At 68.6% G+C, this 12,545-nt stretch carries 10 protein-coding genes; 6 read left to right on the top strand and 4 right to left on the bottom strand.

The genetic code is table 11. The annotated features are described in order from the left end of the window. Positions 1-101 precede the first annotated feature (101 nt). The gene (gene rsgA / locus V8688_RS03060) at positions 102-1,133 is read left to right on the top strand and encodes a ribosome small subunit-dependent GTPase A (RefSeq protein WP_342800104.1); all 1,032 of its coding nucleotides are present in this window, start codon (positions 102-104) and stop codon (positions 1,131-1,133) included. Positions 1,134-2,527: 1,394 nt separating this feature from the next. Further along, positions 2,528-2,860: a hypothetical protein gene (locus V8688_RS03055; protein ID WP_218721341.1), complete on the top strand. Its 333-nt coding sequence runs from the start codon at positions 2,528-2,530 to the stop codon at positions 2,858-2,860. Positions 2,861-3,021: 161 nt separating this feature from the next. Here V8688_RS03055 and V8688_RS03050 read toward each other — a convergent pair whose 3' ends face one another. Both V8688_RS03050 and V8688_RS03045 read right to left on the bottom strand, forming a co-directional pair. Then, positions 3,022-4,920 (bottom strand): glycosyltransferase, encoded by a 1,899-nt coding sequence (locus tag V8688_RS03050; protein WP_218721260.1) that lies wholly within the window; start codon positions 4,918-4,920, stop codon positions 3,022-3,024. A gap of 111 nt (positions 4,921-5,031) precedes the next feature. Then, entirely contained in the window at positions 5,032-5,562 is a 531-nt protein-coding gene (locus tag V8688_RS03045; protein ID WP_316573163.1) for a GtrA family protein, read from the bottom strand. A 126-nt stretch (positions 5,563-5,688) separates the two neighbouring features. Between V8688_RS03045 and V8688_RS03040 the strand changes: the two genes are divergently transcribed. Continuing rightward, positions 5,689-6,657 (top strand): glycosyltransferase, encoded by a 969-nt coding sequence (locus V8688_RS03040; protein ID WP_316573162.1) that lies wholly within the window; start codon positions 5,689-5,691, stop codon positions 6,655-6,657. Beyond that, complete coding sequence (locus V8688_RS03035) at positions 6,654-8,189, top strand: DUF2142 domain-containing protein (RefSeq protein ID WP_316573161.1); 1,536 nt, start codon at positions 6,654-6,656, stop codon at positions 8,187-8,189. Before V8688_RS03040 ends, V8688_RS03035 begins: the two co-directional genes overlap by 4 nt. A gap of 23 nt (positions 8,190-8,212) precedes the next feature. Here V8688_RS03035 and rfbB read toward each other — a convergent pair whose 3' ends face one another. Continuing rightward, positions 8,213-9,214 carry a dTDP-glucose 4,6-dehydratase gene (gene rfbB / locus V8688_RS03030; protein WP_342800103.1) on the bottom strand — a complete coding sequence of 334 codons (1,002 nt, stop codon included), beginning with the start codon at positions 9,212-9,214 and terminating at the stop codon, positions 8,213-8,215. Between the two features lie 325 nt (positions 9,215-9,539). Between rfbB and V8688_RS03025 the strand changes: the two genes are divergently transcribed. Continuing rightward, positions 9,540-10,250, top strand: coding sequence for a hypothetical protein (locus V8688_RS03025; protein ID WP_342800102.1), 711 nt, complete (start codon positions 9,540-9,542; stop codon positions 10,248-10,250). Between the two features lie 122 nt (positions 10,251-10,372). Here the strand turns inward: V8688_RS03025 and V8688_RS03020 are convergent, their stop codons facing one another. Then, on the bottom strand, positions 10,373-11,428 hold the full coding sequence (locus V8688_RS03020) for an alpha/beta hydrolase (protein WP_218721254.1): 1,056 nt from the start codon (positions 11,426-11,428) through the stop codon (positions 10,373-10,375). Positions 11,429-11,664: 236 nt separating this feature from the next. Between V8688_RS03020 and rfbA the strand changes: the two genes are divergently transcribed. Next, entirely contained in the window at positions 11,665-12,537 is an 873-nt protein-coding gene (gene rfbA / locus V8688_RS03015; protein WP_342800101.1) for a glucose-1-phosphate thymidylyltransferase RfbA, read from the top strand. The last annotated feature ends 8 nt before the right edge of the window (positions 12,538-12,545 follow it).

Raw genomic sequence — 12,545 nt, 5'->3', positions numbered from 1 at the left:
CCGGCGAGCTGTGCGTGCGCACACCGCCGACGTGGACTCCACCCCGAACTCTTCTCGCTGAGCCCGCCGTCGGGCTCGGCCCCGACGAAGGACTTTCCCCCATGGTCGATTACGACCGTCTCGTCCCTTACGGCTGGACCGAAGCCGTAGCCTCCGAATACCTGCCGCTGCTCGGCGAACTCGTACCCGCGCGCATCGTCCGGATGGACCGCAGCGAATGCGATGTGGTGACGCCGTCCGGGCCCGCGCGTGCCGCCTGCCCGCGCGACATCACCGGTCTGTGCACCGGCGACTGGGTCGGACTCGACGCCGAGTCAACGGTGCGGCAGCTGTTGCCGCGACGTTCGGCGATCACGCGATCGTCGGTGTCGGGGCGTTCGGTCGCCCAGGTGCTGGCGGCCAATGTCGATACCGTGCTGATCTGCACGGCCGCCGATGGTGACGTCGACCTGGGTCGGATCGAGCGCATGCTCGCGCTGGCCTGGGAGAGCAATGCCCAGCCGATCGTCGTGCTCACCAAAGCCGATGCCGCGGTCGATATCCCGCTCGACGAGGTGCGCGCGGTCGCCCCTGGTGCGACGGTGCTCGCGGTGAGCTCGACTGCCGAGGTGGGGCTCGATGTGCTCACCGCGCTGCTCACGGGCACGGTGGCGCTGATCGGACCGTCCGGCGCGGGCAAGTCGACCCTCGCCAACGCCCTGCTCGGCGCGGAGGTGTTCGCCACCAACGCCGTTCGCGCAGTCGACGGCAAGGGGCGCCACACCACGGTGCACCGGGAGTTGCGGCCGTTGCCCGGCGGCGGCACTCTCATCGACACGCCCGGTCTGCGTGGGATCGGCTTGTACGACGCGGCCGAGGGCATCGGCAAGACGTTCAGCGATATCGAATCCCTGGCCGCCGAATGCCGTTTCGCCGATTGCGTGCACGAGACCGAGCCGGGGTGCGCGGTACTGGCCGCGCTCGCCGACGGTTCGCTGCCCGAACGCCGCTTGGCGAGTTACCGCAAACTCGCCAAGGAGAACGAGTGGATGGCGGCCCGCACCGACAAACGCCTGGCCGCAGAACGTGCCCAGGCGTGGCGCACCATCGTCAAGGAGCAGCGCCGCCGGTACCGCGAACGCGGCCGCCGCTGACCTACCTGGACAAATGATCACCACGCTCCGGTGTGCGGGCCTGCCCAGTGCCGACCTGCACCGGAGCGTGGTGATCTTGTCCGTTCCGGCCGGTCGCTGCTCGCCCGGACGGCGGTCCAGGAGCGCGGTAGGGTTCAGGCGCACGGTTCGCTATCCGGGAGGGATGAATGAGTAGCCCCGGCGATTTTCCACCACCACACCGCCCCGACGAGCCGGGACCCGCGGATTCCAGCGAATCGGGAAGCGGCACACCCCGGCCCGATCCGGGTCGCCCGTCGACCGGCGACCAGTGGTCGGCGAACGGGCCGGAGACTCCCCAACCGGGTCACGCGCGGCCGAGCCCTCCCCCACCGGGATTCGGTGGACCGGGCGCTCCGCCACCGGGATTCGGGCAGCCGGGTGGGGCACCTGGTTTCGGTCGGCCTGCCGCCGGTACCGGCGGCCCTGGCTTCGGTCCCCCTCCCGGCATCCCCGGCGCCGGCCGGCCACCCACAGGCCCCGGCGGCCCCGGATTCGGCCAACCGCCCGCAGGTCACGGGCGTCCGCAGGATGCCGACTTCGGGCAACCGCACACGCCACCCGGCTTCGGTCGGCTCGACGCACTGCCGAGCCGAACCCCCGGAGACGCCGCGGAGTCCGAATTTCCACCGCCACACCGCCCTTCGGCCACAGTCTCTTTCGACGGCTTCTCCAGCCCGTCCGACGATCAGCCACCGGCCGGCCAGGAGAGCAGGCCACTGGTCGCCCCGCCCCGCCGCCCGGGCAGCAATCAACCACCGGGTGCACCGGGTCAACTCGGTACCCGGCCGCCCCTGGGCGGACCTGCCCCGTTCGGCCCCGGCGCCCAACCCCAGGGGGCACCGGGCCAGTTCGGTCCAGGCGGTACGCCCCCGCACAGCGGCCCGGGCCAGTTCGGGCCCGGTCAGTTCGGTCCGGGTGCCCAACCACCGCACGCCGCACCGGGCCAACCAGGTCCCGGCGGCCAACCCCCTGGTGCGCCCGGCCACTTCGGCCAACCACCACACGGCGAACCCAGCCGATTCGGCACCGGTGACCAGCCGCTCGCAGGCACACCAGGGCATCTCGGTGGACCGCCGCCGCATGCGCCCGGCCAGTTCGGCCCCGGCCAGTTCAGTCCGGGCGGCCAACCACACGGTGCGCCTGGCCAGTTCGGCCAGCCGCCACACGGCGAATCCGGCCGATTCGGCACCGGCGACCACTCGCTCGCAGGGGCACCAGGGCAACTCGGTGGACCGCCGCCGCATGCGCCTGGCCAGTTCGGGTCGGGTGGGCACGCACCGCGCGGCGGGGCCGGACAGTCGGTGGCCGGTGGAGCTTCGGGGCCGAATCCGCCTGGGTTGACGGTGGATTCGTCGTATGTGTGGGCTTCGTTCATGTTGGCGCTGGTGAAGCCGAAGATCTTCGTCAACGGGCAGCCGGTACCGGATGCGCGGTGGGGACAGACGCATGTGCCGGTGGGGCCGGGGCAGTACCACGTGCGGGTGGTGACGCCGTGGCTGTTCGATATGGGGCCCGCGGAGATCCAGGTTCCCGTCACACCGGGGCCGGGAAGCAAGGTGTACTACCGGTCGCCCGCCGCGGTCTTCTTCAAGGGGGCGATCGGGTCGGAGCCGCAGAAGACGCCGGGGGTGATCTTCCTGTGGTTGCCGTTCGCGGTGCTCGGGGTGTTCTTCCTGCTGACGTTGTTGCTGATCCTGCTCGGCTGACCGACTCCAGGCACGCGAACAGCCCCGGCATCGCGCCGGGGCTGTTCCCGTCTCGGCGGAAACGCGACCCCGCCGTGGCGGCGCGGCGACCTCGAGCCCGGCGACGAGAAACGCCGCGCCGGAACGAATTCCGGCGCGGCGTTCGAACGATCAGCGCGGACTCAGCTGGGGTCGATCCCGTAGAGCCGGGCCCAGTTCTCGCGGCTGGTCAGCTCGGGCACCGCGTCGCGGTAGGCAGCCTGCAGCGCGGGCAGTTCCTTGCGGAGCTTGCGCAGGGTGCGGTAGGTGCGGATGAGCAGGGCGCGGGCGCGGGCCTTGTCGCGGCGGCGCACGCGCACGCCGGACTGGGAGGCGTCGGTGACGACCACGTGGTCGAACAAGCCGACGTGCCACCAGTGCGCGTCCTCGCGGGTGACGCCGATCAGGCCGTGCTGGGTGCGTCCGGTCCACTGGGTGATCGCGCGCTTGATCAGCACCAACGTGACCCGGCTCGGCTCGCCACCGGCCCGGCGGACCTGGATGTCGGCGGAGTTCACCGGCGGGGTCGCGGCGGGGTGCTTGATGGTCTCCGGGTAGTCGCCGCGGGTGCCCCGGGCGGCGGCGAGGGCGTCGATACCGCCGTCGCGCAGCACCTTCGGGCCCTTCATGAAGTCTTCGATGCCCTGCAGCGTGGTGTGCACCAGGCCGTACTGCATGCCGACCAGATGCTCGGCGATATAGCGGAAGAAGTCCCTGGTGATCGCCTTGGCGTCGAGATCGGTGTGCAGGGCGCCGACGATGAGCGAGTTACGGGTGGAGAAGTAGCGCGCCCAGTCGTCGTAGTCCTTCCAGTAGAAGTCGGCGTGCCAGACGGCGGCGTTGGGCAGGGTGACGGTGACGAAACCGTGCTCACGCGCGCGGATGCCGTACTCGACGTCGTCCCACTGGAAGAAGATCGGCACCGGCAGGCCGATCTTGGCGACCACCTCGGCCGGGATCAGGCAGGTCCACCAGGCGTTGTAGCCGGCGTCGACGCGGCGCTCCTGGTTCTTCTTGAGCATGGAGGTGTTGCGCAGTGCCTTGGGCACCTTCTGCCCGTGCTTGAGCTCGTGCAGGTGTACCTCCTCCGCGCCGACGTTGAGGTAGTCGGGGTTGAGCAGGAACAGCATCTGCGCGCCGACCAGGGTCGGCTCGACGGTCAGGTTGGCGAAGGCCTGCAACCGCAGCACGGTCTCGGGCTCGCAGAGGATGTCGTCGTCCATCAATATGACGTCGGCATGCTCGTTGGCCGCCGACACCTCGTAGAGGCCGCGGGTGAAGCCACCCGCGCCGCCGAGGTTGGGCTGGCGGATGTAGCGCAGCTTGTCGCCGAAGTCGGGGCGCACCTGCTGGAACAGCGGGCGGTTCTCGACCAGGTCGGTGCCCTGGTCGACGACGTAGACGGCGTCGATCGCGGCCAGCACGGTCGCGTCGGAGGCCAGCGCGGCCACCGTGTGCGCGCAGTCCTCGGCCCGGTTGAAGGTACAGATCGCGATCGCGACCGGGCGGACCTTCTCCGGCGCCTGCGCGGTCCAGGCGAGGTCGGTGATGTCGAGGCTGCCGCCGATGGCGTCGAACTCGAGCCACAGCGCGCCGCCGTCGACGTACTGGTCGAGCGGGGCGGTCAGGCTGACCCGGCCGCCGCTGGTCGCCACGAGCGAGGCGATGATGCGGCGGTGGCCGGCGATGTCGGAGGCGACCAGGCGCACGTTCGCCTTGTCCCCGACCTCGAGGGTCGCGCTGGCCGTCACCTCGGTGACGGTGGTCCAGCGCTGCCAGTAGCTGGCGGCGAAGCGGCCGAAGTAGGTGTTGGTGTGCGCGGTGGCGCCCTTGGGCAGGTGCAGCGCCAGGCGCTCACGGACCGCGGCACCACCCTTGACGACGGCGTAGAGCTCGTCGCTCACCCGGGCCGACGGGCCGGTGAATATGCCCCTGGCCAGCACCAGCCGCTCCGGTGCCGCGTGTTCACCGCGCAGCGATTCCGGCGCGGCCTCGCGCCGATCGTTCGATTCGGTCACGGCTCCCGTAGCCGACTGTTCCATGAAGTCCTCGAAATTCTCGGTATCGACTGCGCCGACGCAAGCAGTCACGTAAAGAAGGGGCGGCGCGGCAGGCGGGGGTGAGGATATCAATCGCCCGGCCTCGTCGCGCTGTCAGTGAGGGGTCGCCGCACCCCGCGCGTGTTGCTCTTCGGTTGCCGAAGAGCCGGTGAAGACGAATTTGTCGTAGGCCCAATAGCGGAATACGACCGCGACGATCTGGCCGATCAGCGTGCCGGAAATGTTGTCCGACAGTGGCGAGGACAGGTCGAGCACGTAGCGGGAAAAGCCGAGGCAGCCGAGTTGCAGCGCGATCGCGACGACATTGAAGACCGCGTACAAAACGTATTCGCGGCCCGGGTTGTCGGTCTTCTTGTGGGAGAAGGTCCACCACTTGTTGCCGAAGTAGGTGACCACCGTCGCCACCGCGATCGCGATGATCTTGGCGACCAGCGGCGAGTGATACAGCACACCCTCGGTGAAGGTGAATCCGCCACCCCAGAAGACCAGCAGGTTGTAAGTGCCCGCGTCGACCAGGAAGCCGATCGCGCCGACGACGAGGAACGCGGCGCCCTGCCGCAGCGCCGTCACCACCTTCGACATCAACGACGCGGGGACCGGCTCGGACAACTCGGGGTGGGACACGGGCCGACCGTACACCGATGGCCCGTTCGGTCCCGCGTTAAGCTCGCTGAACCGGGTGAGCGGATCGGACGTGCACTGTGTACCCTCCCGGTGTCCCACTGCTGCCTACATCGAGGATTGACCCGGGTGGACTCCACCGAGCTTCGCATTGCCGCCGTGGTCCCCTGCCACAACGAAGAGGCCGCGGTCGCCAAGGTCGTCGCCGACCTGAAGGCCGCCGTGCCGGGGATCGTCGTCTACGTCTACGACAACCTGAGCACCGACCGCACCGCCGAATGCGCCCGCGAGGCCGGCGCGATCGTGCGCTACGAGAACACCAAGGGCAAGGGCAACGTGGTGCGCCGTGCCTTCGCCGACATCGAGGCCGACGTCTATCTGATGATCGACGGCGACGACACCTACGAGGCGTCCGCGGCGCCGCTGATGATCAAGACGCTGCTCGACGGCCCCTACGATCACGTGCTCGGCGTGCGCAAGCAGGACGACAGCGACGGCAGCGCCTACCGCTCCGGCCACGAGACCGGCAACAAGGTGCTCAACGGCGTCGTCGGCAAGGTCTTCGGCGAGAACGTCGAGGACATGCTGAGCGGCTTCCGGGTGTTCTCGCGTCGCTTCGTCAAGAGCTTCCCGGCCGTATCGCGCGAGTTCGAGATCGAGACCGAACTGACCGTGCACTCGCTGCACCTGCGGGTGCCGCAGACCGCGGTGCAGGTCGGTTTCCGTGACCGCCCGGCTGGCAGCGAATCCAAGCTGCGCACCTACCGCGACGGCACCAAGATCCTCGCGCTGATCCTCGGCCTGGCCAGGCACGAGCGCCCGGTGGCGTTCTACGGCCTGTTCGGCACGCTGGCCTGGCTGGTCTCGCTCATCCTGACCGTCCCGATCGTGATCGAGTTCTACGACACCCACGAGGTGGCGCGGTTCCCGACGCTGTTCTTCGCGTTCACCCTGATGCTGCTGGGCAGTCTCGCGTGGACCGCGGGCATGATCCTCGACGGCATCCGCCGGTCCCGGCACGAGGCGGCGCGCCTGGTCTACCTGCGCTATTCGGCCGCGGGGGCGCACGAGGACGTCACTGCCGGAGACCGTCGGTGACGACTTCCACCGAGCCGGACACCACCGTCGAGCTCAGCAAGACCGCACCGCAGGCACCGAGCACCAAGGACCGGCTCCTCGCGCCGATCCGGTCGCTGACCCACAGGCTGGGCGCGGCCACTGTCGCCTTCGCGGTGATCGCCACCGTGTTCGGCGCCCTGTTCGCCGTGCTCACCCCGCCGTTCTGGGGCCATGACGAGCTGACCCAGTTCGGCCGGGCCTACCAGGTGGCGCACGGCGGGGTGTTCCCGCAGCGCATCGCCGACGATCGCGGCGTCGCCTACGGCGGCCAGATCCCGGTCAGCGTCGACGCGCTGATGGGCTACGCCTTCCGCGACTACAACGACAACCCGGACGAGCCCGACGCGATGGTGGCCGACCCCGCCGTCTACGACCGGCTCGGCGACGCCGAGATCAGCTCGGCCACCAAGACGATGTGGTTCACGAACACCGCCGCCTACTCGCCGGTCCCGTACGTGCCCGCCGCCGTCGGTATCCGGCTCGGTGAGGCGCTCGGCCTGAATGTCGGTGGGATGTACCTGCTGACCAGGCTGGCCGGGCTGGCGGCCTACCTGGCCGTAGTCGGTTTCGCGCTGTACGCGCTGCGGGAGCGGCGCAGTCAGTGGCTGGTGTTCACCGTCGCGGTGCTGCCGATCGCGCTGTTCCAGGCGGGCACCGTCACCGCGGATACGCTCACCAATGCGCTCGCGATCATGGTGTCGGCGCTGTTGCTGAAGGCCCTGTTCGTCGGCGACCGGTTGCGGCCGGTGGAAACCGGTGCGCTGCTCGCCGCGACGATCGCGTTGCCGTTGAGCAAGCCGACCTATGTGCTGCTGGCGATGCTGGTTGTCGTCGTGCCCGCCGACCGCCTCGGCTTCACCGGAAAACTGAAGCTGATTCCGTGGGCTTTCGCCGCGACCGGTGGCGCGCTTTTTCTCGCGTGGACCAAAATCGCGGCGCCGACCGGCGACGGAATGAGCCTGATGCGCCCGCCGCACCAGTGGGGTCAGGTGCGCCCCGCCGACCAGCTGAAGGGAATCCTCAGCGACCCCGTGCAATTCGTGCACACTTTCGGCGAGAGCATCGCCCTGCGCGATCACCGCTGGTTCAACCAGTTCTTCGGTGAACTCGGCTTCGCCTACGTCGATGTGCCCGCAGTATCGATGCTGGCGTGCCTGATCGCCTTCGCGGTGAGTTTCGGTATCGCCGACCGGATGAACACCACGACAGCCACTTTCCGGCGCACGCTGATCGTGGCGCTGACCGTGCTGGCGAGCGTCGCGATGATCTACGTGACGTTGTACATGTCGTTCACGCCGGTCGATTTCTACATCATCGACGGTGTCCAAGGCCGGTATTTCGTGCCGCTGGCGATCATGGGGCTGGCCGTGGTGGCCCGCTGGGTTCCCTTGCGGCTCACCGATTCCGACGGCGTGATTCCCACCCGCGCGACGGCGATCACCGTCACCTGCGCCTCGGTTTTCGCGCTGATCGGCGCGGCCGCGACGTATTACACCGTCGTCTGGGGATAACTCCCCGGACGACGGTGCGGGACTCAGAGTGTCTTTTCGCCCGCGGCCGCGTAGGCGCTTTCGGTGGCGGCCTTCTTGGGCCGCCACCAGTCCTCGTTCTCGCGGTACCAGGTGATGGTGTCGGCGAGACCGGCCCGGAAGTCCGCGTACCGCGGTGACCAGCCCAGTTCCTCGCGCAGCAGGCTCGCGTCGATGGCGTAGCGCTGGTCGTGACCCGGCCGGTCCGTCACATGGTCGAAGTCGGCGGGATCGCGGTCGAAGGCCCGCAGGATGAGCTGGACGACGCTGAGATTGTCGAGTTCGCCCTCGGCGCCGATGAGATAGGTCTGGCCGATCCGGCCGCGGTCGAGAATGTCCCAGACCGCGCGATTGTGGTCGTCGACGTGGATCCAGTCGCGCACCTGATGACCGGCGCCGTACAGGCGCGGCCGCACACCGTCGATGAGATTGGTGATCTGGCGGGGGATGAATTTCTCGACATGCTGATACGGGCCGTAATTGTTGGAGCAGTTCGACAGGGTCGCGCGGACGCCGAACGATCGGGTCCAGGCGCGCACCAACAGATCGCTGCCCGCTTTCGTCGCCGAATACGGACTGGACGGGTTGTAGGCCGTGGATTCGGTGAAGGCCGGGTCCTCGGGGGTGAGATCGCCGTACACCTCGTCGGTGGAGACGTGGTGGTAGCGCACGTCGTGGCGGCGCACGGCCTGCAGCAGCGAGTAGGTGCCGACGATATTGGTCTGCACGAACGGCCACGGCTCGGCCAGCGAGTTGTCGTTGTGCGATTCGGCCGCGAAATGCACCACCGCGTCGACACCGCTGACCAGATTGTCGACCAGGTCCAGATCGGCGATGTCGCCGTGCACGAATTCGATCCGGTCGGCGACCGGATCCAGCGACGCCCGGTTGCCCGCGTAGGTGAGCGCGTCAAGGACGGTCACGTGCACATCCGGGCGCGTGGCCACGGTCTGCTGGACGAAATTCGCACCGATGAACCCGGCCCCGCCGGTTACGAGAACTCGCACCCGGCCAACGATACGTGCTCGCCGATGCCGTTCCGGACTCGAGGCGGCCGAAAATGCGATGCTGTACAGCGTCCGATCTGTGACGTCCCAGATATATTCGCTGTGACGTCCATCACTATAGACCCCATCAGGTTACGACTTCGGGTCTGGTTTCCTGAGAAAAAGCCCGGTCACCGCTCAGGTTTCGAGCACCGCACCAGTACCGGGGTATCAACGGTGAACAGAATTTGAATAGACGGTCACGCGAGGTTCACCGCTCGTTAGCTGCGAGGGCTTTTGATCATCGGGTCCCCTCCGAACGCTCCAACATCGAGGTTCAACGAAAATGCTGATGAGGAAATTCGCCGCCACCTCGGCGCTGCTGATCGCTGCCATGGGCGTCACCGCCGGCACCGTCAACGCCGCGCCGGTCGAAGAGGCCGCTCCGATCAATTTCACCGCCCAGGAAGTCGACGGCAAGTCCGTCATCACCACCGACGCCGGATCGCTTGTCGTCGAGGACGGCGTGTTCAAGGTCAAGGCCGTCGATGGCACCACCGTTGCCGGCACCCCGCTGTCGTTCCGTCTCGATGACTTCGAGTTCCCGATCGCGGCCGAGATCGCGGGCAACACCGCGACCCTCGCCCCGCAGATCGACCCGGCCAAGGCCGTCTACAAGCCCGTCGCCCTTCCCTTCGAGGACAAGGCGCCGTGGAAGAACGAGTACGACCGTGAGCAGGCCGCCTGGAGCCGCCTGACCTCCACCATCTCGATGGGCGCCACCCTCGGCACCCTCGTCGGTGGTCTCGGTGGCGGCGCCATCGGCTGCGTCCTCGGCGGCATCGCCGGTGCGACGGTTGCCTCGGCCACCATCGTTGGCCTCTTCGGCCCCTTCCTGCCCGCTGCCGCCCTGGGCTGCATCGGCGGCATCCTGGCCGTCGGCGCCCTCGGCGTTCTCGCCGGTCAGATCTTTGTGACCGGCCCGGTCGCGATCGGTGCTGCGATCCAGTACTTCGCCACCATCACCCAGCCGGCCCCCACGGCCCCGGCCAAGTAGTCAGCTAAGGCTGCTTGCACGAAACGCCCCCGCTCGGTGATCCGAGCGGGGGCGTTTCACGTACAAGGCGACCGCCGGGAGACTCGGCCGGCCGACCGTGGTCCAGACCGCCCGAGCCGTACTCAGGCCGTCCTGGCCCGCTGTGCGGGTTCCAGCGCCACCCGCACGAACTTGGCGACCCGGCCGAGCGCCGACCGGCTCTCCGGCATGCTCGGCAGGATGCTCATGAACGCGTGTACCTGACCGCGCCACAGCTCGAGGGTGACCGGCACGCCCGCCGCGGTCAGCCGGTGGGCCATGAGTTCGCAGTCGTAGCGCAGCAGTTCGTCCTCGGCGGCGATGAGCAGCACCGGGGGGAATCCGGTGAGCTCGGCGTTGACCGGCGACATGGCCGGGTCGAGCGGACCGGTCGCTTCGGCGCCCAGCCGGATGACGGCCTCCAGGCCCGACAGCGGAATGTAGGCATCGCGGGTGACGTTGACGTAGCCCTGCTTGGCCCGGTAGTCGAGATCGAGCAGCGGGCTCAGCCCGACCAGCGCCGCGGGCAGCGGCAGGCCGATCTCCCGGGAGCGCAGCGCGGTGGCGAAGGCGAGGTAGCCACCGGCGGAGTCGCCCGCGAAGACGATCTTGGCCGGGTCGGCGCCGTGGCGCAGCAGCCAGCGGTAGGCGAGCACACAGTCGTCGATCGACTCGGTGATCACGCGGCCGGGCAGCTGCCGGTACTCGACATTGAGCACGGCCAGTCCGGTGCGCCGCGCGATCCCGGCGACGATCGCCCGATGCGATTGCAGGCCGCCGACGGCGAAGCCGCCACCGTGCATGTACAGCACCGCGCCGTGCCGCAGCGCGCGCGACCCGCCGGCGGGCCGGACCATCTCCATCCTGAAGCCGTCCAGCTGGATCTGCTCGCGCTCGATGCCGTGCGGTTCCGGCCGCAGCCGAGACAGCAGGTCGACGGCGACGGCGCCGAGCGGGATGGTCGCCCGGTTGATCGGCACGGTCCGCAGCAGCGGCCCGATGACGCCGACGCACGCGCCCATCAGCACTCGTGACGAGGTACTCGTTCGCCCGGAGTTGACGATGATGCCCTGCTCGGGCACGCGCGCTGCCTTCTTACCCACGACAGCGGCGGCGATTCCGCCCACCACACCCGGCCCGGCGATCTTCGACGATCCCATCGCGCACCTACCTCACAGCTGGCGCGTCGACCCCCCACCAGGCGGGCCCGGTATGGATGTCCACGCTGACATCTAACATAGTGATGTTTCACACATCGACGCTCACATAATCAGATGAGCGCCTTGCGTGTCCCAGTTATCGCCCGACACACCCGGAGACAAACGTTCGTGACCAATTCGTCGACGTGTCGGAACCTCCCCGACTCCGCGGCAGGAGGAGCTGGCAGACTTCCCCCATGCGCGGAATCATCCTGGCGGGCGGCACCGGTTCGCGGCTGCACCCCATCACGCGCGGGGTGAGCAAGCAGCTCGTCCCGGTCTACGACAAGCCCATGGTCTACTACCCGTTGTCCACCCTCATGTTGGCAGGGATCGACGACATTCTGGTGATCACCACGCCGGAGGATGCCGACGCGTTCGCCCGGCTGCTCGGCGACGGCAGTCAGTTCGGCGTCGCCATCAGATACGTGGTCCAGCCCGAACCCGACGGACTCGCGCGCGCGTTCGTGCTGGGCGCCGACCACATCGGCGGCGAGCCCGCGGCCCTGGTGCTCGGCGACAACATCTTCCACGGCCCCGGCCTCGGCGCCAGCCTGGAACGCTTCCACGACATCGACGGCGGCGCGGTCTTCGCCTACTGGGTCAAGGACCCGACCGCCTACGGCGTGGTGGAGTTCGAGCAGGGCCGCGCGGTCTCCATCGAGGAGAAGCCGAAGCGCCCGCGCTCCAACTACGCCATCCCCGGCCTCTACTTCTACGACAACGACGTGGTGCAGATCGCCCGCGAGCTGCGGCCGTCGGCGCGCGGAGAGTACGAGATCACCGACATCAACCGCGCCTACCTGGAACAGGGCAAGCTCAGCGTCGACGTGCTGGCCCGCGGCACCGCCTGGCTCGACACCGGTACCTTCGACTCGCTGCTCGACGCCGCCAACTACGTGCGCACCATCGAGGAACGGCAGGGCCTCAAGATCGGCGTGCCCGAGGAGGTGGCCTGGCGGCGCGGGCTGATCACCGACGACCAGCTCTGTGAACTGGCCGAACCGATGGTGCGCTCCGGCTACGGCCGCTATCTGCTCGATCTGATCGACCGCGGGAAAGACTGGTAACTACAGGC

The sequence above is a fragment of the Nocardia sp. No.11 genome (assembly GCF_038752175.1).
Classification (GTDB): domain Bacteria; phylum Actinomycetota; class Actinomycetes; order Mycobacteriales; family Mycobacteriaceae; genus Nocardia; species Nocardia canadensis.
This window is presented reverse-complemented; position numbering and strand designations above follow the sequence as displayed.